Annotated in this window: 16 protein-coding genes and 1 riboswitch; of the genes, 8 read left to right on the top strand and 8 right to left on the bottom strand. The window is 67.3% G+C overall.

Annotation, left to right across the window (positions count from 1 at the left end):
• Nucleotides 1-19 precede the first annotated feature (19 nt).
• Nucleotides 20-880 carry a PA4780 family RIO1-like protein kinase gene (locus tag ABE571_RS06420; RefSeq protein WP_313210901.1) on the bottom strand — a complete coding sequence of 287 codons (861 nt, stop codon included), beginning with the start codon at nucleotides 878-880 and terminating at the stop codon, nucleotides 20-22.
• Nucleotides 881-1,071: 191 nt separating this feature from the next.
• Here ABE571_RS06420 and ABE571_RS06415 point away from each other — a divergent pair, with 191 nt between their 5' ends.
• The 4 genes from ABE571_RS06415 to ABE571_RS06400 are packed head-to-tail and all read left to right on the top strand — an operon-like array spanning nucleotide 1,072 to nucleotide 5,044.
• Nucleotides 1,072-2,199, top strand: coding sequence for a DJ-1/PfpI family protein (locus tag ABE571_RS06415; protein WP_313219111.1), 1,128 nt, complete (start codon nucleotides 1,072-1,074; stop codon nucleotides 2,197-2,199).
• A gap of 3 nt (nucleotides 2,200-2,202) precedes the next feature.
• Nucleotides 2,203-2,889, top strand: coding sequence for a response regulator transcription factor (locus tag ABE571_RS06410; RefSeq protein ID WP_346493388.1), 687 nt, complete (start codon nucleotides 2,203-2,205; stop codon nucleotides 2,887-2,889).
• Entirely contained in the window at nucleotides 2,886-4,151 is a 1,266-nt protein-coding gene (locus ABE571_RS06405) for a HAMP domain-containing sensor histidine kinase (protein WP_346493387.1), read from the top strand. Before ABE571_RS06410 ends, ABE571_RS06405 begins: the two co-directional genes overlap by 4 nt.
• 11 nt (nucleotides 4,152-4,162) lie before the next feature.
• Nucleotides 4,163-5,044 carry a hypothetical protein gene (locus tag ABE571_RS06400; RefSeq protein WP_346481446.1) on the top strand — a complete coding sequence of 294 codons (882 nt, stop codon included), beginning with the start codon at nucleotides 4,163-4,165 and terminating at the stop codon, nucleotides 5,042-5,044.
• Nucleotides 5,045-5,109: 65 nt separating this feature from the next.
• Here ABE571_RS06400 and ABE571_RS06395 read toward each other — a convergent pair whose 3' ends face one another.
• Nucleotides 5,110-5,607: a HupB gene (locus tag ABE571_RS06395; RefSeq protein ID WP_346481447.1), complete on the bottom strand. Its 498-nt coding sequence runs from the start codon at nucleotides 5,605-5,607 to the stop codon at nucleotides 5,110-5,112.
• 36 nt (nucleotides 5,608-5,643) lie between these two features.
• A complete protein-coding gene (locus ABE571_RS06390; protein ID WP_346463050.1) occupies nucleotides 5,644-7,734 on the bottom strand; it encodes a catalase in 2,091 nt (696 codons plus the stop codon).
• 181 nt (nucleotides 7,735-7,915) lie between these two features.
• On the opposite strand from ABE571_RS06390, the gene ABE571_RS06385 reads away from it, so the two are divergent.
• Nucleotides 7,916-8,626 carry an AraC family transcriptional regulator gene (locus tag ABE571_RS06385; RefSeq protein ID WP_179460368.1) on the top strand — a complete coding sequence of 237 codons (711 nt, stop codon included), beginning with the start codon at nucleotides 7,916-7,918 and terminating at the stop codon, nucleotides 8,624-8,626.
• A gap of 75 nt (nucleotides 8,627-8,701) precedes the next feature.
• Nucleotides 8,702-10,102, top strand: a complete 1,401-nt coding sequence (locus ABE571_RS06380) for an amino acid permease (protein ID WP_313212766.1) — start codon at nucleotides 8,702-8,704, stop codon at nucleotides 10,100-10,102.
• Between the two features lie 173 nt (nucleotides 10,103-10,275).
• On the opposite strand, the gene gcvP is transcribed toward ABE571_RS06380, so the two are convergent.
• Complete coding sequence (gcvP, locus tag ABE571_RS06375; protein WP_346466006.1) at nucleotides 10,276-13,155, bottom strand: aminomethyl-transferring glycine dehydrogenase; 2,880 nt, start codon at nucleotides 13,153-13,155, stop codon at nucleotides 10,276-10,278.
• An 88-nt stretch (nucleotides 13,156-13,243) separates the two neighbouring features.
• A riboswitch (glycine riboswitch) is annotated at nucleotides 13,244-13,345 on the bottom strand.
• 280 nt (nucleotides 13,346-13,625) lie between these two features.
• On the opposite strand from gcvP, the gene ABE571_RS06370 reads away from it, so the two are divergent.
• Complete coding sequence (locus ABE571_RS06370) at nucleotides 13,626-14,849, top strand: multidrug effflux MFS transporter (RefSeq protein ID WP_123730504.1); 1,224 nt, start codon at nucleotides 13,626-13,628, stop codon at nucleotides 14,847-14,849.
• Nucleotides 14,850-14,921: 72 nt separating this feature from the next.
• Nucleotides 14,922-15,308 (top strand): hypothetical protein, encoded by a 387-nt coding sequence (locus tag ABE571_RS06365; RefSeq protein ID WP_123730505.1) that lies wholly within the window; start codon nucleotides 14,922-14,924, stop codon nucleotides 15,306-15,308.
• A gap of 144 nt (nucleotides 15,309-15,452) precedes the next feature.
• On the opposite strand, the gene ABE571_RS06360 is transcribed toward ABE571_RS06365, so the two are convergent.
• The 4 genes from ABE571_RS06360 to ABE571_RS06345 all read right to left on the bottom strand — a co-directional run bounded on the left by ABE571_RS06360 (nucleotide 15,453) and on the right by ABE571_RS06345 (nucleotide 22,080).
• The gene (locus ABE571_RS06360; RefSeq protein WP_313219096.1) at nucleotides 15,453-17,447 is read right to left on the bottom strand and encodes a M2 family metallopeptidase; all 1,995 of its coding nucleotides are present in this window, start codon (nucleotides 17,445-17,447) and stop codon (nucleotides 15,453-15,455) included.
• Nucleotides 17,448-17,849: 402 nt separating this feature from the next.
• The gene (locus ABE571_RS06355) at nucleotides 17,850-19,502 is read right to left on the bottom strand and encodes a phosphoethanolamine--lipid A transferase (RefSeq protein WP_346493386.1); all 1,653 of its coding nucleotides are present in this window, start codon (nucleotides 19,500-19,502) and stop codon (nucleotides 17,850-17,852) included.
• A complete protein-coding gene (locus ABE571_RS06350; RefSeq protein WP_346493385.1) occupies nucleotides 19,499-20,269 on the bottom strand; it encodes a phosphatase PAP2 family protein in 771 nt (256 codons plus the stop codon). The genes ABE571_RS06355 and ABE571_RS06350 overlap by 4 nt, the downstream gene beginning before the upstream one ends.
• 101 nt (nucleotides 20,270-20,370) lie before the next feature.
• Nucleotides 20,371-22,080 carry a glycosyltransferase family 39 protein gene (locus ABE571_RS06345; protein WP_313212760.1) on the bottom strand — a complete coding sequence of 570 codons (1,710 nt, stop codon included), beginning with the start codon at nucleotides 22,078-22,080 and terminating at the stop codon, nucleotides 20,371-20,373.
• Nucleotides 22,081-22,171: the final 91 nt, after the last annotated feature.

Raw genomic sequence — 22,171 nt, 5'->3', positions numbered from 1 at the left:
ACGCAGCGGCGCGCCCCGCTCAGTCGTCGTTTTCTTCGGCGGCTTCGCGACCCTGCTGGCGGATCAGCGCTTCTTCGCGCGCATCGTTGATGGCATGGCGTACGCCATCCAGATCGATGCTGCTTTCATCCTGCTCGAATTCACCGGTCAGCACGCTGTCCGGTAGCAGATCGCCAGCCTCGAACAGCGCCCACATCTCCTCGCCGTACCAGGTCTCCAGCAGCTCCGGCGCCCAACGGCCCAGGTACGCGGTGAGGTTGTTGACGTCGCGCAGCAGCATCGTGCGCGCGGCATTGTTGCCCGCCGCACTGACCACCTGCGGGAAATCGATCACCACCGGGCCTTCCGGGCCAACCAGCACGTTGTACGGCGACAGATCGCCGTGGATCAGGCCGCAGCACAGCATGCGCACCACCTGGCGGACCAGGATCTGGTGGAACTGGCGTGCCTGCTCCGGGCTCAGTTCAACCTCACCCAGGCGCGCGGCGGAATAACCCTCGGCATCGGTGACCAGCTCCATCACCAGCACGCCGTGGAAGTAGCCATACGGCTCGGGTACGCGCACGCCGGCATCGCGCAGCTGGTACAGCGCATCGACTTCGGTGTTCTTCCAGGCCGCTTCCTGCTGCTTGCGGCCGTAGTTGCTGGCCTTGCCCACGGCGCGCGCTTCGCGGCTGCCACGGACCTTGCGGCCTTCCTGGTACTGCACGCGCTGCTGGAAGCTGCGCTGCGCCATGTCTTTGTAGACCTTCGCGCAGCGCACATCGTCGCCGCTGCGGACCACGTATACCGCTGCTTCCTTGCCGCTCTTGAGCGGGCGGAGCACTTCATCGATCACGCCGTCGTCGATCAGCGCCTGCAAGCCTTGGGGGGTCTTCACGGTATCTCGGGAATCGGCTGGCGCGGGGCCTGCCCTGGAGGGGGAGGGATTTTCGCATCTTCGGGCCGATGGAGCCATCGACACGGCACTCGGCCGCCGGGTTGTTCAGCTGTGTGCACGCCCAGGCGGGCTTGAAATCTGATTCACATCCGGCGCGCAGGCTGGGATCACTTTCCCAAGGAGTGCCGCCCATGATGCTGTCCCTGTTGCGCCGTACCGGTGCTGTGCTGGCCTTGTTGCTGGCCGTTCCCTCGCTCCACGCCGGCCCGGCAGCGGCCGAGACGGTGCTCATCGTGGTCAGCGGCGAGGGCCGCGACCAGGGCAAGACCCGCCCCGGGTTCGAGATGGACGAATTCGCCCAGGCCTACCTGATCTTCCGCGACAACGGCCTGGCCGTGCAGGTGGCCAGCCCACGCGGCGGGCCGGTGGAGGCCGACAAGTTCGATGCCAAGGAGCCCTTCAATGCACGGGTCCTTGCTGATCCGGCTGCGGCCGCGTTGCTGGCCGACACCCGCGCCACCGCCACCCTCCGGGCGGCCGACTATGCGGCCGTCTACGTGGTCGGGGGCAAGGGGGCGATGTTCGATCTGCCCGCCGATGCCGCACTGCGCGGTCTGCTGGGCACGATGTACGATCGCGGCGCGGTGGTCGCGGCGGTCTGTCACGGCCCGGCTGCGCTGGTGGACGTGCGGCTGGCAGACGGAGCGCTGCTGGTCGCCGGGCGGCGCATGACCGGCTTCACCAACGCAGAGGAGGGCGTGTTCGGCAAGCGCTGGGCGAAGGAGTTCCCGTTCCTGCTGGAGACGGCCCTGCGCGAGCGCGGCGCGCGCTGGGAACAGGCGCCGCTGATGATGCCCAGACTGGTGGTGGACGGACGCCTGATCACCGGGCAGAACCCGTATTCGACACCGGCGGTCGCCGAGGCGATCGTGCGGGCCACCGGCCGCACGCCGATCGCGCGCACGCCGTGGCGCGATGAGGCCAGCATGGCGTTGGTGCAGCGCCTGCTGGCCGGTGAAGGGGAGGCGGTCAAGCGCGAGCTGGCCAGCAATCGTACGGGCTATCACGATCAGCTGATCGGCGTGCTCGGCTACTACCAGCTGCAGGCCGCGCAGGACGATGCGGCGGTACGTGACGCGCTGTCGATCATGCAGCTGGCGGCCCCGTACATGAGCGAACCGCAGCTGCCGCTCGGCATCGCACAGGCACATTGGCGGCTGGGCGAGGTGGCCCAGGCGCGCACGGTACTCGGCAAACTGCTGGAAACCCACCCGGACATGGCCGAAGCTAAGCAGCTCAAGGACACGATCGAAGGCTGACCCATGGACGATGGCCTGCACATCCTGGTGATCGAGGACAACCCGGCGCTGCGCGCCGGCATGGCCACGCTGCTGGAGGCCCGCGGCCATCGCGTGGCCTTCGCCGCCGATGGCCGCAGCGGCCTGCAGATGGCGCTGGAAGCGCCGCCGGATGTGCTGGTGCTGGACCTCACCCTCCCGGGCATGGATGGCCTGCGCGTGTGCAGACATCTGCGTGAGCAGGCCGACCGTCACATCCCGATCCTGATGCTGACCGCGCGCGACACGCTGGCCGACAAGCTGATCGGCTTCCAGGCCGGTGCCGATGATTACCTGGTCAAACCGTTCGCAGGCGAGGAACTGCTGGCGCGATGCCTGGCATTGGCCCATCGACACGGCCGACGCGACGGGCATGTGCTGCGTATCGGATCCCTCGGCATCGACCGCCGTAGCGGCGCCGTGTGCCGCGGTGAGCAGGCGATCGAGTTGCCGCAGACCGCCTATCGGCTGCTGGTGCTGCTCGCCGAAGCCTGGCCGCGCACGGTGACCCGCAGCGAGTTGATCCGGCGTCTCTGGGGCGATGAGGCGCCGCCGTCGGATCCGCTGCGCTCGCATCTTTACCTGCTGCGCCAGGCGTTGGACAAACCGTTCAAGCGGCCGATGCTCAGGACCGTGCACGATGTCGGCTTCAAGCTGGAGGCCGACGCATGACGGAACGGGGGCATCGCCTGCGCAACCGGTTGATGCTGGCCTTCGCGGTGTTCGCGCTGGCGGTGGCCGGCCTGTTCGGCCTGTACGTGGCGGTATTCGTGTACAGCGTGGAGGATCGCTTCTTCGATGCGATGCTTGAGCAGGAAGCGCAGCAGCAGTTGGATCAGCGGGCCACCCGTGGGACGTGGTCGCCGCCGCGCAACGCCTTCATGACGATCCACGACAGCCCTGCCACGTTTCCGTCCGATCTCAAGGCCGCCTTCGATGCCGAGCCGTGGCGTCGCGAGATGGCCGGTGCGCAGGGGCGGCACTATCACCTGCGGGCGGTGACGCCGGACGGGGCAGGTACGCCGGGGTGGCTGGTAGCCGAGGTCAGCCAGCAGCTGGTGGTGCGGCCGATGCGCAGCCAGATTCTGGCGCTGCTGGCCTGGTCCGGCCTGGCCGTGGTGATGATCGCCCTCCTGGCTGGCGCATGGCTGGCTCGACGTACCACGCGTCCCTTGTCGAAGCTGGCGTCGCTGGTCGATGGCATGGCGCCGGACAGGTTGCCGGTGGGGTTCGCCGGGGACTTCCCCGATGACGAGGTCGGCGTGCTCGCCCGCGGCCTGGACAATCTGAGCGGGCGCGTGCGTGCCTTCATTGCGCGCGAGCATGCCTTCACCCGTGATGCCAGCCATGAGCTGCGCACGCCCCTGGCGGTGATCCGCAGTGCCACCGAACAGCTGGCCAGCGAACCCGGCCTGTCGGAGGCTGGGCGGCGGCAGCTCGCGCATGTGCAGCATTCGGCGCGTCAACTCGAACAGACCGTGATCACCCTGCTGACACTGGCCCGCGAAGAGAACGTGGAACAGGATGCGACGCCACTGGCGGTGCTGCCGGTGCTGGAACAGGTGGTGGTCGAGCAGGCCGCGCTGCTGGATGGCAAGCCGGTGGAGGTGCGGGTCGACGTGCCGGCCGACGTGCGCCTGCCGGTGCCGGGCCCGGTGCTGCACATGCTGCTGGCCAATCTGGTCGGCAACGCGTTCGCGCATACCCGTTCGGGCGAGGTGCGCATCGAGGTGGCGAGCGGGCGGCTTCGGATCCGCAACACCGCCCTGGCGGGCGATCCCGAGGCGATCATGCGGCCGTTCACCAAGGGCGAGGGCAGTGCCGGGTTCGGGCTCGGCCTGGCGATCGTGCAGCGGCTGTGCGACCGCTTCGCCATCGACCTGCGTATCGAAGGGACCGAGCACGCCACGGTGGCCAGTTTCAGCGTTCAGTGAGGCGAGGCGGCATGGCGGCCGCGGCGACCGGGGCACACCCGGGGCGGGCCCGCTTCCGTCCATCGCCAAAGTGCGCGATGCTCTGCCGAACGGGGGAGGGGCGCATGGGCAGCAGGGACGAGGGCAGCATTGACGGGGATGTCCCGGCCGAGCAGACGCCGACCGATTGGTCGTTGCTGCCGATCACGCATGGCAACGAAGATTCGATGGTGGCCGTGATCTGGCGCCTGCTGCGGCAGGAGCCGGCCTTGATGGTGAGCGCGGGATATGTGTTCCTCTCCGTGCTGGGGCTGTGGTCGAGCTTCTTTTTCTATTTCAAATTCCGGCTGTCGATCCTGGACTACCTGCAGGTCAGTGATTTCCTGGTCGCCGGGCTGCGCGATCCCGCCTACCTGTTGATCCTGTTGCTGGGGGCCCTGCTTGCCGTGGTGCTGGGCTGGCCGGAGACGCTGCGGCGGCGCAACCCTGCCAAGGTGGCACGCCTGCGCGCGCGGCACTGGGGATGGCGGATGCTGTTCTCGGAATCGCCGTGGATGAACTGGGAATTCTCCGGGCTGCGCCCACTGACCGGCATGTGCATTGCGGTGGTCTGCTTCATGGCATTCGGCGCGGCGCTGTATGCCCTGAGCACGGCCGAGAAGATCCTCGATGGGAAGGGCGGTACGCCCGTGCAGGTCGTGCTCGAGGGTGACGCGGCCGCGCTTCCCGGCACCGCGAAGCTGCTGGGATCCAGCAGCGCGTTCGTGTTCCTGTGGTGGCCGGCGCAGCGGCGGGCAGAAGCCGTGCCGATCGGCTCGATCCGCCGGCTGCAGTCGATGCCCTTGCCGGCGAAGCCGGTAGCGCCCAAGCCGGTCACGCCGTCGGCGCAGCCCACTGCCGCCGCGAAACGGTAAGCAGCACTGCCTGCGCCCTGCCGCATGCTGCCTCAGGCAGCACGCGGCAGGGCCCGGCGTGTAGATCAGGCGTTGCTGGCGGCTCCTTTACGGGCGCCCGTTGGTACCTTTTTCGCAGACGTCCCGGCGGCGGTTTTCGACGCTGCTTTTCGGGGGGCCTGCTTTGCAGCGGTCTTCTTTGCCGCTTTTTTCACGGCCTTCTTGACGGCGGGTGTTGGCGTCGCCTTTTTCGCGGCCTTCTTCGTCGCTTTCTTCGCCACCTTCTTCGCCACCTTCTTTACGGTCTTGCTGGTGGCCTTCTTGGGCACTGCTTTCGTCGCAGCCTTTTGTGCAGCGGTCTTTTTTACCGCTGCCTTCTTCGTCGCCGACGCTTTCGTTGTCCGGGTTGCAGTTTTCTTCGCGCTGCCGCCCTTCCTGCCGCCACCATCCTGCTTGTTGACCGTGGCCCAGGCGATGCGCTCGGCGGCGGCACCGCTGCGCCCCTGGTCTTTCTCGCTTTCCTCGATGTGCCCGGCTTTGCGCTTCTGCGTGTCGGTATAGCTGGATTTATCACCCCGTGGCATGGACGTGCTCCTGTGTGGTGATGACGAAAGCGCCGCTCAGGCGAGCGTGCGCACCTTCGGTTCGCGGGCCCACTGGCGGGTAGCGGCGGCGGCGAGGAAGGCCTTGGCATCCTCGGCCTCGACCACCCCGGCATCGTTGCCGACCCGGGCAACCTTCAGCAGCGCCTGTGCGCCGTCATCGGCGGCGATCGCCTTCAGATGGGCCCAGGCGTCGCTGACGAAATCGATCGCGGCCGATTCCCTGCTCAGCTTCTTGGCGGCGTCGTTGCTCAGCACCACGGCGACCGCATCGAACACCACCGAGGGCGTGCCCGCCAGCTGACCATCGGCGGCCAGCGTCTTGCCGTCGCTGAGTTTGGCGCCACCGATCTTCGGCGCGACCAGCTTCACGCTCGCCCCGGCCTTGTCGGCCGCCTTGCGCAGGTTGGCGATCAAGGCCGCGTCGGAGCCTTCGTCGAACAGGATGCCGATGCAGCGGCCTTTGAGCAGGTCCTTGGTGCGGCCGATGATGCGCACTTCCGGCGCCTTCGGGAAATCCTGTGCCGGGGTCTGCGTGGCGGCCGGCTCGGGCAGCGCCGGCATCGCCAGACCGTCGGCCACGCGCTTGGCCAGTGCATCGTCGATGTTGCGCAGGTGGCTCACGGTGCGCTCGCGCACCTTGACCGTCTCCACCTTGGACAGCTCGAACACCAGCGCCGAGGCCAGATGCGCCTGCTCCGGCGCCTCCAGGCTACGGAAGAACATGCGGGCCTGGCTGTAGTGATCGGCGAAGCTCTCCGCGCGCACGCGGCCCTTGCGGCCGTCATCCGGCGCGGTGGCGTGACTGGGGAAGCCGTCGACGCTCTCACGCGGGCTGTCGCCCTGCAGCGAACTCGGATCGTAGGCGACCCGGCCCTTCGGGATGTTCATCTGCATGTGGCCGTCGCGCTGGTGGTTGGCGAACGGGCACTTGGGCGCGTTGACCGGGATCTGGTGGAAATTCGGGCCGCCCAGGCGGCTGAGCTGGGTATCCAGATAGGAGAACAGGCGGCCCTGCAGCAGCGGATCGTTGCTGAAGTCGATGCCCGGCGGCACGTTGGCCGGGCAATAGGCGACCTGCTCGGTCTCGGCGAAGAAGTTGTCCGGCCAGCGGTCCAGCACCATCCGTCCGATCACGGTCAGCGGCACCAGCGACTCGGGAATGATCTTGGTCGAATCCAGGTGGTCGAACGGGAAGGCCTCGGCCTGTTCCTCGGTGAACAGCTGCACCGCCAGCTCCCACTCGGGGAAATCGCCGGCGGTGATCGCCTCGAACAGGTCGCGCCGGTGGAAATCGTTGTCCGCGCTCTGCAGCTTGACCGCCTCGTCCCACACCGTGGACTGGATGCCCAGCTTCGGCCGCCAGTGGAATTTGACGAAGGTCGACTCGCCGGCATCGTTGATCAGCCGGAAGCTGTGGATGCCGAAGCCTTCGATGGTGCGCAGCGAGCGCGGGATCGTGCGGTCGCTCATCGCCCACATGATCATGTGCATCGATTCGGGCATCAGCGAGACGAAATCCCAGAAGGTGTCGTGCGCGCTGGCCGCCTGCGGGAAGGCACGGTCCGGCTCCATCTTCACTGCATGGATCAGGTCGGGGAACTTGATCGCGTCCTGGATGAAGAACACCGGGATGTTGTTGCCGACCAGATCCCAGTTGCCTTCCTTGGTGTAGAACTTGACCGCGAAGCCACGCACATCGCGCGGCGTATCCACCGAGCCGGCGCCGCCAGCCACGGTGGAGAAGCGGGTGAACAGGGGGGTGCGCACGCCGACTTCGCTGAGGATCCGGGCGCGGGTGTACTCACCCAGCGAGCGGGTCAGCTCGAAGTAGCCGTGTGCGGCGCTGCCGCGCGCATGCACGATGCGCTCGGGGATGCGCTCATGGTCGAAGTGGGTGATCTTCTCGCGCAGGATGAAGTCTTCCAGCAGGGTCGGCCCGCGCGGGGTGGCCCGCAGCGAATTCTGGTTGTCACCGACCGGTATGCCCTGGTTGGTCGTCAGGACGGGATGGCCATTGCCCGCGCGCTGGTGCAGTTCATCCCCTTCGCCGCGGGCGTCGGTGGCGGGTGCGGGGGCGTTCTTCGTGCTTTTCTTGCTGGCGGCCATGAGGCGACTCCGGGAGCTGGCGGGAAGGGGATCGCCTCACACTGGCGGCCGGGGCGTTAATCGAGGGTGCGAAAACCGGGCGCTGCTTGCACCCGCGCTTCACATGCGGCGCCCGGGCGCTGGGTGACGCGCGTGCGGGCAGGTATCCTTGGGCGCGTCTTCCCCTGTTCTTCCCGACCGCATGCGCGTTGAACCCGCCGACATCGAAGCCCTGTTTGATGCGATCCCCGACGTCCTGTTCTTCATGAAGGACTGCGACGGGCGCTATACGCACATCAACCAGACCATGCTGCGTCGGCTGGGGCTGAAATCCCGCAAGGACGTGATCGGGCGCACCGCAGCGGAGATTTACCCAACCGGTCTGGGGGCCGATTACGCCACCCAGGATGAGCAGGTGCTGGCGGGCAAGGTCATCGAGAACCTGATGGAACTGCATCTGTTCGCCAACCGCGAGCCGGGCTGGTGCCTGACCTGCAAGCGGCCGCTGCTGGTGGATGGGCAGATCCGCGGGCTGATCGGGATCTCGCGCGACCTCGGCCAGAAGGACAGCCTGGGCACCCAGTACGAACAGCTGCGCCTCGCGCTGGCACATCTGAATGCGCATTACGCCGAGAACGTGCGCATGCAGACCCTGCTGGACATCACCGGGTTCTCGCTATCCAAACTGGAGCGCACCTTCCGCAAGGTGTTCCAGATGACCCCGCAGCAGGTGCTGACCCGTCTGCGCATCCAGATGGCGGTACACCTGCTGCATGGCCCGGACAGCATCGCCAGCATCGGCCAGGCCTGCGGTTTCACCGACCAGAGCGCGTTCACCCGCAAGTTCAAGGCCGAGGTCGGGCTGTCGCCACGGGCCTACCGTGCCCAGATCGGCGAGCGCGCCGCTGCCTGATGCGGGGTGGGGCTTCCGGCCTATGCCGTCGCGCGGCCGACAGGGTATGGTGTCGCACTTGTTGCCTGCCAATCGATTCCGATGCCCGCATCCCAGACTCCGGCTCCTGCCACTCCGCCCGCCGATACCCGCCTGGGGCACGCGCTCAAGCCCCGCCAGCTGATCATGATGGGCCTGGGCAGCGCGATCGGCGCCGGCCTGTTCCTCGGCTCCGGGGTGGGCGTCCAGGCCGCTGGTCCGGCAGTCCTGCTGTCGTATCTGGTCGCCGGCGCGCTGGTGATCATCGTGATGAACGCGCTGGGCGAAATGGCCGCGGCCAAGCCGACCAGCGGCGCGTTCTCGGTCTACGCCGCCGACGCCATGGGCGCCACCGCCGGCGCGACGGTGGGGTGGCTGTGGTGGGTGCAGCTGGTGATCGTCATCGCCGCCGAGGCGGTAGGGGCGGCCGGGCTGCTCGCCACGGTCTGGCCGGCGATCCCGGTGCCGATGGCCGCGCTGGCCTTCATGCTGTTCTTTACGGCGATCAATCTGCTCGGGGTGAAGAACTTCGGCGAGTTCGAATTCTGGTTCGCCATCCTCAAAGTCGCCGCGATCGTCGGCTTCATCCTGATCGGCGTGGCCCTGCTGATGGGCTGGCTGCCGGACGTGGCTTCGCCGGGCCTGCGCAACTTCACCGAGCACGGCGGCTTCATGCCCAAGGGCCTGGCCGGAATCGGCGCGGCGTTGCTGGTGGTGGTGTTCGCCTTCGGCGGCACCGAGATCGTGGCCGTGGCCGCGGCCGAAACCGAAGATCCCGAGCGCAGCATCGCCCGCGCGATCCGCACCGTGGCCTGGCGCATCCTGGTGTTCTACATCGGCTCGTTGAGCGTGATCATCGCGGTGGTGCCGTGGACCAGCGAGGCACTGAAGTCGCCGTTTGCTGCCGTGCTGGAAGCCGCCAAGATTCCGGGCGCGGCGACGGCGATCACGCTGATCGCGGTGATCGCGCTGCTGTCGGCGCTCAATGCGAATCTGTATGGCGCCTCGCGGATGATGTACTCGCTGGCGCAGCGCCGCGAGGCCCCGGCGGTGCTGGGGTGGACCGATCCGCGCCAGGTGCCGATCATCGCGGTGCTGGCCAGTGTGCTGTTCGGTTTTGCGGCGACGGTGATGGAGCTGCTGTTCCCGGACAAGGTGTTGCCGGTGCTGCTCAACATCGTGGGCTCGACGTGTCTGCTGGTCTGGACGATTTCGTTGTTGTCGCAGTTGATTCTGCGCCATCGTGCGAACCGGGATGGGACGCGGTTGCCGTTCCGGATGGCGGGGTATCCGTATCTGACGGTGATCGGGTTGGGGGTGCTGGCGCTGATTTTCGGTCTGTTGTTGTCCGAGGCGCATACGCGGTTGCAGTTCCTGTCGATGGCGGCGCTGACCGCGGTGATCGCCATCAGCAGCGAAGTCACCCGCCGCGTGCGCGCCAGCCGCCAGGCCGATTGACGCCGGGCGGGTGGTAGGTGCCGACCGTTGGTCGGCACACCCTGCAAGGGCACGCAACAAAAAACGGCCCGCGCGATGCGGGCCGTTTTCATTCCAGATACATGCCGATCAAGGCAGGTACCGACCGTTGGTCGGTACGCCTGTCAGGCATCGTGCCGACCAACGGTCGACACCTATACCTCCACGCCCTCGTCTTCCTTGTACGCATCGACCGGGATGCAGGCGCACATCACGTTCTTGTCGCCGTAGACGTTGTCCACACGCGCCACCGGCGGCCAGTACTTCTGCTGGCGCAGGCTGGCCAGCGGGAAGGCCGCCAGCTCACGCGGGTAGGCGTGCGCCCACTCGCTGGCCGAGACCGCGGTGGCGGTGTGCGGAGCGTGCTTGAGCGGATTGTCCTCGCGGTCCAGGCGGCCGTCTTCGATCGCGGCGATTTCCTCGCGGATCTGGATCATCGCGTTGATGAAACGGTCCAGTTCGTGCAGCGATTCGCTCTCGGTCGGCTCCACCATCAGCGTGCCGGCGACCGGGAAGCTCAGGGTCGGGGCGTGGAAGCCGAAGTCGATCAGGCGCTTGGCCACGTCCTCGGCGCCGATGCCGGAGGTCTTCTCCAGCGGACGCACGTCCAGGATGCACTCGTGCGCCACCAGCCCGTTGCGGCCGGTGTACAGGGTCTTGAAGTGCGGGGCCAGGCGGGTGGCGATGTAGTTGGCGTTGAGCAGGGCCACCTGGGTCGCCTTGCGCAGGCCGGCGGTGCCCATCAGGGTGATGTACATCCAGCTGATCGGCAGGATCGAGGCGCTGCCGAAGCTGGCCGCGCTGACCATGCCGACATCGCCTTCGCCACCGAGCACCTTCGGCAGGAACGGGGCGAGGTGCGACTTGACCGCACACGGGCCGACGCCCGGGCCGCCGCCGCCGTGCGGGATGCAGAAGGTCTTGTGCAGGTTCAGGTGCGAGACGTCCGAGCCCCACTTGCCGGGCTTGGCCACGCCCACCAGGGCGTTCATGTTGGCACCGTCGGTGTACACCTGGCCGCCGTGCTTGTGCACGATCTCGCAGATCTCCACCACCTCTTCCTCGAACACGCCATGCGTGGACGGGTAGGTGATCATCAGCGCGGCCAGGCGATCGCTGTACTTCTCCGCGTTGATGCGGATGTCGTCCAGGTCCACGTTGCCGTTGGCATCGGTCTTGGTCACCACGACCTTCATGCCGCACATCTGTGCCGAGGCCGGGTTGGTGCCGTGCGCCGAATCCGGGATCAGGCAGACGTCGCGATGGCCTTCGCCGCGCGAGCGGTGGTAGGCGCGGATCGCCAGCAGGCCGGCGTATTCGCCCTGCGCGCCGGAGTTCGGCTGCAGGCTGACCGCGTCATAGCCGGTGCACTCCACCAGCATCGCTTCCAGACCGTCGATCAGTTCCTTGTAGCCGGTGGCCTGGTCGGCCGGGGCCAGCGGGTGGATGTTGGCGAACTCCGGCCAGGTCACCGGGATCATCTCGGCGGTGGCGTTGAGCTTCATGGTGCAGCTGCCCAGCGGGATCATGGTGCGATCCATCGCCAGATCCTTGTCCGCCAGCGAACGCAGGTAACGCAGCAGTTCGTGTTCGCTGTGGTGGGTGTTGAACACCGGGTGGGTCAGGAAGGCGCTGGTGCGCACCAGATCGGCTGGCAACGCATCGGCGGTGGCCGCATCGAGCGCATCGACATCGACCGTGGCACCGAACAGCTGGCCAAGCGCGACGATGTCGGCGCGGGTGGCGGTTTCATCCAGGCTGATGCCGACCGCGTCGCTGTCGATCGCACGCAGGTTGATGCGTGCCGCAGCGGCCTTGGCGTGGATCGCCTTGGCGTCCACATCCTTGACGTGCAGGGTGTCGAAGAAGTGCTCGCCCACGTTGACGCCGGCGCCGCGCAGTGCCGCGGCCAGGATCGCGGCCAGGCGGTGGGTGCGGCGGGCGATACGGGTCAGGCCGTCCGGGCCGTGGTACACGGCATACATCGAGGCCATCACCGCCAGCAGCACCTGTGCGGTGCAGATGTTGGAGGTCGCCTTCTCGCGGCGGATGTGCTGCTCGCGGGTCTGCAGCGTCAAGCGGTAGGCAGCGTTGCCCTGCGCATCGACCGAGACGCCGATCAGGCGGCCCGGCATCGAGCGCTTATAGGCATCGCGGCAGGCCATGAAGGCGGCATGCGGGCCGCCGAAGCCGAACGGCACGCCGAACCGCTGCGAGTTGCCGACCACGATGTCCGCACCCCATTCGCCGGGGGCGGCGATCAGGGTCAGCGCCAGCAGATCGGTGGCCACGGCGACCAGGCCGCCGCGCGCGTGCACGGCATCGGCCAGCGCCTTGTAATCGCCGATATGGCCGAAGGTATCCGGGTACTGCAGCAGCACGCCGTAGGCTTCGGCTTCCATCGCCTCGGCCGGGGTGCCCACGCGCAGCACGATGCCCATCGGCTCGGCGCGGGTGCGCAGCAGTTCCAGCGTCTGCGGGTGCACGGCGTCGTGCACGAAGAACGTATCGGACTTCGACTTGGCCGAGCGCTTGGCCAGCGTCATCGCTTCAGCCGCAGCGGTGGCTTCATCCAGCAACGAGGCGTTGGCGATTTCCATGCCGGTCAGGTCGGCGCACAGCGTCTGGAAGTTGATCAGCGCTTCCATGCGGCCCTGCGAGATCTCGGCCTGGTACGGGGTGTAGGCGGTGTACCACGCCGGGTTTTCCAGCACGTTGCGCAGGATCACGTTCGGGGTGAGCGTGCCGTAGTAGCCCTGGCCGATGAAGGTGCGGAACACCTGGTTCTTGTCGGCGATGGCGCGGATCTTGGCCAGTGCCTGCACTTCGGTCAGCGACTCGGGCAGGTCCAGCGGTGCCGGCGATTTGATCCCGGCCGGGACGATCGCATCGGTCAGCGCGTCCAGCGAGGCGTGGCCGACCACGTCGAGCATCTGCGCGATTTCGGCGTCGTTGGGGCCGATATGGCGTTCGACGAACGCGTGGCTGTGTTCAAGCTCGCGCAGGGAGGGGGTGTTCTGGGACATGGCTGGCATCTCGGAGAGTGGGCACGCACGTTCGGAAGGCGGCTGGGCCAGGGCGCGTCGCGGGCGACAGCGATCCACCGGACCTTGCGGTCTTCCTGGGTGCCCCTCTGTCCTTTTGCCTGAGAGTTTGGAAGCGCGCATCGGCGTGCTTCGTGCCCCTTCGGCGCCGGCACTCGCCGGTCTCTCCAGAGTTTTGGTACGGGTGGTATCGGGCCTGAGCGATTACGGGCGTTGCGCCTTCGGCAGCGGGTGTCCGCTTCTCCCACCATGTAGCGGGGCGATTATAGCCCAGCGCTTCGGCCCACTGGGCCTTTCCGGCACCTGAATACGGGCGCGCACGTGCGCCGGAAACCGCGCCCTGGCATGGTGCCAAGGGCTGCAAAGGCCTATGATCACTGGATCCTCGTATTCATCTGGCGCCGCCCGTTCCGGGCCAGGCGCCCGCCGTGCAATGCGCATGGCCGCTGACGGAAGCCCGCATGACGCCCGCCTCACCCTCGACCCGCCGCCTGGCCCTGCTGCTCGCAGGCCTGGCGATGTTCGGTCCGTTCTCGATCGACACCATTTTCCCGGCGTTCCTGTTGCTGGGCGAGCGCATGCAGGTGGACCAGGTCGCGGTGCAGCAGACCATCAGCGTGTACCTGCTGTTCTACGGCCTGATGAGCCTGGCGCACGGCCCGCTGTCGGATGCGTTCGGCCGCAAGCGGGTGATCATCGGCGGGCTGGTGCTGTTCATCGGCGCCTCGATCGGCTGTGCGCTGTCGCGGGACATGACCACCTTGCTGGTGTTCCGCGCGCTGCAGGGCGTGACCGCCGGTGTGGGTGTGATCGTCGGCCGCGCGGTGATCCGCGATCTGTACCACGGTGCCGACGCGCAGCGGTTGATGAGCCAGGTCTCGATGATCTTCGGCGTCGCCCCGGCGATCGCCCCGATCATCGGTGGCTGGATCCTGCTCGGCGGCGGCGACTGGCCGCTGATTTTCTGGTTCCTGGTGCTGTTCGGCGTGGTGTTGCTGCTGGCCACCGGCAAGTGGCTGCCGGAAACCCATCCGGTCGAGGCGCGCACGCCGCTGTCGATGCGGGAACTGCTGCGCAGCTATGCGCGGATGGGGTCCAACGCGCGCCTGCTGCGGCTTTCGGCCGCCGGTGCGCTGAATTTCTCTGGCATTTTCCTGTATATCGCCTCGGCGCCGGTGCTGGTGATGCAGCACCTCAAGCTGGGCGAGGGCGGTTTTGCCTGGTTGTTCATTCCGACCATCGGCGGCATGACGATGGGCTCGTTCCTGTCCGGGCGGATGGCCGGGCGGATCCTGCCGCAGCGGCAGATCGCGATCGGATTCGGCCTGTGCGCAGTGTCGGCCGTGCTCAACATCACCTACGTGCTGTCCGTGCAGCAGATCGCGCTGCCGTGGGCGGTGATGCCGATCTTCCTCGGCGGCGTGGGCATGGCGCTGATCTTCCCGGTGCTGGCGCTGGCGGTCCTGGACATGTACCCGCACCAGCGCGGCCTGGCGTCTTCGATGCAGATGTTCATCCAGCTGATGATCAACACCGTCGTGGCCGGTGTGGTCTCGCCGATGCTCAGCAGCAGTCCGGTGCATCTGGCGTTGGGCTACATGGGCTTCTTCGCGCTGGGCGGCTCGTTCTGGTACTGGGAACGGTATTGCGAGCGCCGCCGCGAAGTACTGACGCCCATCGAGTAGGCCACGCAGCTGGCGGGTCCCCCAGGGCCCGTGCGGTATCCTTTGCCCTTTCATGCAGTCCGGAAGTCCCTGATGTCGACCACCTCCAAACTGCGCCGCGACATCCGCCGGCGCCGTGAAACCTTGGCCGCCAACCGCGAGCAGGCCGCCACCCCGCCGGTCGAGCCGCATGCCGAACTGCGCGACCAGCAACGTACGCTGCTGGCCGGCGTGGTACGCCGTGATGGCGAGTGGGTGCTGGGCATGGATGGGCGTATCGCCGGCCAGACCACCAGCGCGGCACGCGTGCTGGCCTTGATCATGCAGGCCGCCGAACTGCACGAGCGGCAGGGCACGCCGGTCCGGCTGGTGTACTCGGACGCGTTGAAGGATGCCGCGCACGCCGAGGCCAAGGCCGATGGCATGGACTTCGAGCAGTTCAAGACCGAGCTGGCGGCCGCCCTGAAACCCAAGTCCTAGCGCCACGCCACGTGTGGTTGCAGGTGGTCCCGGCCCATCGAGGCCGGACGCAGGCCACAGCGTCAGGGACAAAAAAAAACCGGCCTTTCGGCCGGTTTTTTCGTTGCGGGCTGCGGCCGGGCAGGGCCCGGCCCAACCCATGGGTTACGGTGCCGCGGGCGCCGTCGGTGCGGCCGGGGCCGCAGCGGTGGCCGCCGGCACCTGCCACCCACACATCTGGCCCTGGTTCTGCTGCTTGAGCCACTCGTTGACCGGGGTGAAGTACTCGATCATCGGGCCGGCATCGAGCTTGTCGCCGCCGGTGATTTCCTTCAGCGTGGCCTGCCACGGCTGGCTGGCGCCCTTGCTCAGCATCGCCCAGAACTTCTGGCCGGCTTCCTTGTTGCCGTAGAAGCTGCACTGGTGCAGCGGGCCCTTGTAGCCGGAGGCATCGCACAGGCCCTTGTAGAACTGGAACTGCAGGATGCGCGCCAGGAAGTAACGGGTATACGGGGTGTTGCCCGGCACGTGGTACTTGGCACCGGCGTCGAAGAACTCCTCACCGCGTGCGCTGGCCGGCGCCACGCCCTGGTACTTGGCCTTCAGGTCCCACCACGCCTGGTTGTAATGGTCCGGGGTGATCGAGCCATCGAACACCCCCCAGCGCCAGCGGTCGATCATCAGGCCGAACGGCAGGAACGACACGCCGCTCAGGGCCATGCGCATCTGCGCGTTGATGGTCGCCTCGCGGCTTTCCTGCGGGGTGTCCACCAGGCCGATCGAGTTGAGGTACTGCGGCGTCATCGCCAGCACGATGGTGTCGCCGATCGCTTCATGGAAGCCATCGTTGGCACCGCCCTGGAACAACGGCGGCAGCGGGTTGTAGGCTAGGTCGTAATAGATGTGACCCAGCTCGTGGTAGATCGTGGTGAAGTTTTCTTCGTTCGGCTTGATGCACATCTTGGTGCGCACGTCGCCTTCCATGTTCATGTCCCACGCGCTGGCGTGGCAGACCACGTCACGGTCCAGCGGCTTGATGAACTGGGTCTTGTCCCAGTACGACTTCGGCAGTGCCGGCATGCCGAGCGAGACATAGAAGTCCTGCGCGCGCTCGGTCATCTGCTTGGCGGTGCGCAGTTCGGCTTCACGCTGGGCCTTGTACAGCGCTTCCACGTTCGCGCCGCTGCCGGCCTTGGCCAGTGCGCCACTGAGGTTGGTCTGGTACTGCTTTTCCAGTGCGGCGGTGATGTCCAGGTTGCCGGCGCCGGGATACGGTTCCAGCTGGTCCCACAGGTTGGACCAGTCCTGCTGCCACATGTTGCCGGTCAGGTGCGCGGCGATCAGGCCGCCGTTGACCTCGGCTTTGTCCTTGCCGTACGTGCCGTCCAGCTTGGTGCGGGCATAGCAGTGAAGCTGCTCGTACATCGGCTTGACCTGGTCCCACAGGCGGTCGGTTTCCGGGCCGATCTGGTCGGCGGGCATGTCATAGCCGCTGCGCCACATCTGGCCGGCATCGGCGAAGCCCATTTCCTTGGCGCCTTCATTGACCAGGCTGACGAAGCGTTCGTAATCGGCGCGCATCGGCTTGGTGGTGCCGTGCCAGCCCTGCCAGGCGTCGAGCTGCTTGTCATAGTCGCGGCTGCGGGCGAGCACCTGTTCCAGATCGCCGAGCTGGCGGCAGCTCTGGGGGTTCGCTTCATCGGTGCAGTATTTGCCGGAGCCGTAGGCGCCTTCCATGCGGCTGGCGATGCGGGTCAGCTCGGAGAGCTTGGCCGGGTCGCGCGGGGCGGGCATGGAGGTCATCAGCTTGAGCAGGTGGATCTGGCGCTTGGTGTCTTCGCTCATCGGCTGGCCGTCGTACTGGCCGGCCTGGGTGATCCAGCCATTGAGGACGGTGAGCCAGCGCTCGTTGGCCTTGGCCGCGACGCGCTCGGAATCGTCATTGATGTAGGTCGAAGACAGCCACTGGGCCGAGGTCATTTCCGGGTACATGGCTTTGTACTCGGCGTTGACGCGGGCGATGAACTGGTCCGCGGTTTCCTTGGACTGGGTGGTGCCCGTGGCCGGTGCATCGGCGGGGGACGGTTCCTTCTGGCAGGCCGCCAGCGTCAGTGCGGCAGCACTGACTGCCAGGGCCAGCAGGAGCGGGCGGTGGTTCACGGGCACATCCTTGGGTGGTGACAGACCGGCGAAGGCTAGTGAAGCGCCGGGCGCACCGCAAGGGGCAGGGCAGCAAGGGGCGGGTCGATCGTCAGTGTCAACGACAACTTCAGCGGCAACTTCAACGGCGAAGGTTTAGCGGCCGTGTTACGTGGGGAGGGTCGGTGCGGGCGGGTTGTCGGGACCCGCCGTGAACCCGTCCATGGGGGCTCGATATGCGCCATCCATGGCGCATAACGGTCCCGCCAAGCCACCCACACCGCCCCGTCGACAGCGGGTCGGTGCTCATGGGAACAACAACGGCGTTCAGAGCGAACGTTGGCTGTCTCAGCGAATGCTCTGCCTTTGCCTGCCTCGACCAAAACGGAAGAGCGAATAGCTGACAGCAGTGGTCGTTCCGCTTCAAACCTCGCACGACGCAAACAGATCCCGGTCACGTTCATACACCGACGTCTTGACCTGCATCAGTCCGAGTACCGATGGGAACAGATTGTCGTGATCGGTGTAGTTGCCCGCGCGCTCCCGCACGCAGGCCAGGTTGAGCCCACGGTTGGCCGCGAAGGACGGCGAGAACCACATCGTCATCGGCACGTGGGTCTGCTCCTGCGGGGCGATCGCATACGGCACGCCGTGCAGATACAGGCCCTTCTCGCCCAGCGATTCGCCGTGATCGGAGAGGTAGATCATCGCCGTGTCGTAGTCGTCCATGCCCTTCAGCGTGCCGATCGTGCGCGAGAGCAGGTGATCGGTGTACAGCAGTGCGTTGTCGTAACTGTTGGTGATCTGCTCGCGGCTGCACTTGCCCAGGTCCGGCGTATCGCAGGTCGGGGTGAAACGACGGAAGCGCGCCGGATACCGTTCGAAGTAACTCGGGCCATGGTTGCCCAGCTGATGCAGCACCACCACGCGGTCACCCGGCCGCGCGCGAACCTGGGTGGCCAGATCGTCGATCAGGATCTCATCCATGCAGCGGCCGTTGGCGCACAGGGTCGGGTGTTTGGCGTCATCCAGCGCCTGCATCTCCAGGCCTTCGCACACGCCCTTGCAGCCGGACTGGTTGTCGCGCCACACCGTGCTGATGCCCGCGTGGTCCAGCACATGCAGCAGCGACTGGTGCGCGCGGATCTTCGTTTCGTCGTAGTCATGGCGCCCATACGGCGAGAACAGGCAGGGCAGGGACACCTCGGTGCTGGTGCCGCATGAGTGCATGTCGGGGAAGTTGATCACCCCGGCCTGGGCCAGTTCCGGCGTGGTCTGCCTGGCATAGCCGTTGAGGCCCCAGTTCTGTGCGCGTGCGGTTTCGCCCATTACGATCACCAGCAGGCGGGGGCGGCTGCCGGCCGCGCGCGGGGTCGCCTTGGCATCAGTGCCGATCGGCAGTTTCGGGGCACGCTGGATCGGGTTGTCGCCGCGCAGGGCCTTGGGCAGGCCGAGGAGGAAATTCCCGGGCGTGGCCAGGTACCGCACCTCGCGCTGGTTGCGCATCAGCGAGGACATTTCCTGGAAGGACAGCATCGCCCCGCCGAAGGCGATCAGCGCCGACAGCAGCAGAAAACCGATGCGCCACAGCAGCGCCGCGCCCAGCGTGCGCCGGCGCAGCTGCACGCGCCACAGCAGCAGCATGGGGGCGAGGGCCAACAGCAGCAGCGGCAGGATCAGCGTCGGGGTGATCAGCTCGCCGCTTTCCTTGTGATCGGTTGCCAGCACGTTGCGCAGCATGTCCGCATCCAGATAGATGTGGTAACTGTTCATGTAATGCGCAGCCAGTGCGGTGCCGATCAGCAGCACACTGATCACGACCTTGGCATTCCAGCGCCAGACCAGCAGGCCCATCAACAGACTGTGCGCGCCGACCAGAAACAGGAACAGCGAGAGCGCGAAGCCGATGCTGCCCGGGTGGGTCGCCATCGCGCTGTGCCAGAACAGCCCGTTGCAGGCCAGCGCGAAGAACACGCTGGTGAGCAGGATCAGGGTCTCGGTGGTGCACTTCGGGCGCCACGTACGCAGGGTGGCCAGTGCGGGAAAGCGCGCAACGCGTGGGAGGGTGGCGCTCATGCCGCGTCTCCCTGCGCACTGACGGTTACCGTGCCGGGTCCGCGCAGCCGGATGCGTTCAACCAGCAGGTACAGGCCCAGCGATACCGTCCAGCAGATGGCCAACGTCCACAGGTCATGCGACAGGAAATGCGCGCCACGCAGTTGTTGCGAGAACCCGAACACGCCGCCGGCCAGCAGGCCGACCGCCAGGCCGCGCCAGCGCCAGGCGGGGCGCACCATCAAGGCGAAGAAGTACAGGCTGACCCACGCAAAACCCGCGCTGGAGTGCCCCCCGGGGAAGCACACCCCGCGCGGCATGCCCGGTGGACGTGTGGCGAACAGCCCGATGAACTCGCGGGTGCCGCCGTAGCGGGTGAGATCCCACGGGCAGTCCATGTGGGTCAATGACTTGAGCAGCGAGACCAGACCGGTGCCCAGCGCGACCGCCAGCACCAGGTACAGCAGCGGCCAGCGCCACGCGACGGCGCGCTCACTGCGCCAGGCGTGGGAGCACAGCACGATCGCCACGAGCGCCGCCGCACTGCTGGCCCATTTGCCGGCCTGATGGATCAGGTGAGTGGTGAACCAGGCGTTCTGCAGCGCCCACTGCTGCCCTTCCAGGCGATACCACTGGTCGGCCAGCCATTGGTCGCCCCCGGCGCCCATCAGCGCAGCGCTGACGAGCAGGGTCAACGCCAGCGGAGCCCAGAGGTGCTCGCGGAGGAAACGCGGCGTGGCCGACGCAGCCGGCGTGGAGGAGAGCGCAACGGTGGACGCTGGGAACATGGACAAAGGGGCCGGCGGGAGATTCCGGCGCCATGGTCGTCAGCGGGTTGTCGGAGAGCGGTCGGAGCGATGTTGGCCGCCGGTTAAGCGCGACCTTCCGTTCAGTCTTCCTCGTCCTGCGCGGTGTCGGTAGCGGTCACGGCGGCATGGCAGTCCGCCTGCCAGGCGGTGCCCGGAAACAGCAGCCAGCGGTTGCGGTTGGCGCTGCCGATCTCGATCACCGCCGACGGGTCCACGCACGGGCTGATCGCCTCATCAAGCACCAGCAGCCAGCGGCGCTGCGGGGCCTGCGCCACCCACGGACCGGCGGCCTGCCATTGCTGCTCCCATGGCGTCTTGAAGCCGAAATCGGTCACCGGGCGGTCGGCCTGCAGCAGGTTCTGCTCGCGCCAGGCCACTACGCCCAGCTCCGCCTGCGGCCCGATCCGCGCGCCCACCCGCTGCATCACGGCGGAGGCGGAGCTGTACGGATCCAGCGTGGGCATCAACACCCAGCCGTACAGATTCCAGAGCAGGAAGGCGGTCGCCACCACCAGCGCGCCCGCGCGCCGTTGGCGCCACCACAGGGCCAAGGCCAGCAGCGCCACGCCGAAGGCGATCAGCCAGCCGCCCAGCACGGGCAGCAGCGCATCGGGCATGGCACGTCGGGCCAGCTGGAGGTGCGCCCACGCGCTGCCGCTCCAGAGCTGTGTGCCGATGTACAGCGCCGCCGCGCCCAGCACGGCGACGTACGCCCACAGCAGCCAGCGCAGCCCGGCCCGGCGCAGCAGCCCGGGCAGCAGCGGTGCGGCGGCCAGGCACAGCGCGGGCAGCATCGGGAAGATGTACACCTCGCGCTTGCCCGGGCTGGCGCTGAAGAAGACGAGTACCAGCAGCGCCCAACCCAGCAGCAGCCACCAGCGTCCGTCCAGGCGGTTGAGGCGGCGCCACCACGCGGGGATCAGCGCCGGCAACAGCAGGCTGCCGGGCAGCCACAACGTCGCCATCACCTGCAGGTAATACCACGCAGGCTTCACGTGGTGCCAGGCGTTCGCGTAGCGGGTGCCGGTCTGCTTGAACAGCAGTTCGCGTGCATACGCATGCAGTGCCGGATCGGTCGCGTTGAGCAGGGCGATGCCCAACGGCGCCAGCCAGACCGCCGTGCCGAGCAGGAAGGCCGGCAGCAACCACCACAGATCGCGTGCGGTGCCCGGCGGCAATGCCGTGCCACGGGCGCGCCAGCGCCACAGGGCAAACGGCACCAGCACCAGCAGCGGCAGGAAGCCGACGCCCTTGGTCACAGTGCCCACCCCGGCAGCGAAGCCGGCCAACCACAACGCCGGGCGGTTGCGGCCCTCCAGCAGGTGGCGCAGCAGCCCCCACAGCGACAGGGTGGTCATCGCCACCAGCACCATGTCGATCTGGGCCCGTTTGGCCATCAGGCCGAACTGCAGGCAGCTGAACAACGCGAGCATGGCCCACCAGCCGACGCGCCGGGTCCACAGCCGCCGGCCCAGATCCCAGGTCAGCCACAGCGTAAGCAGCGCGGCCAGCAGCGAGGGCACCAGAAAGGCGAGGGCCCAGCCGCCGAACAGCTGGTGGCTGGCCGCCTGCATCCACATGAAGACCGGCGGTTTTTCCGCATACAGTTCGCTGCCGCGGTGCGGCAGCAGCCACTGGCCGGACTCGACCATGGCACGCGCGGCCAGCACGAAGCGCGGCTCATCCGGCGGTGAGGGCTGGCGCAGGCCGATGCCGGCCGCCAGCGCCAGCAGCAGGGCAAGGCAGACCAGCACACGCGGCCAGCGCCGCAGGAAGAAGGATTCGATCACGCCCAGGCTCGTCGGCAAAACAGCCACTGTCTCCCCGACAGCGTAGGAAAAGCGTCGTAAACCACCCCATTGCGACCGGATTCCGACACGG

Origin of the sequence: Stenotrophomonas sp. TWI273 (assembly GCF_039674765.1) — a bacterium.
Lineage (GTDB): Bacteria > Pseudomonadota > Gammaproteobacteria > Xanthomonadales > Xanthomonadaceae > Stenotrophomonas.
This window is presented reverse-complemented; position numbering and strand designations above follow the sequence as displayed.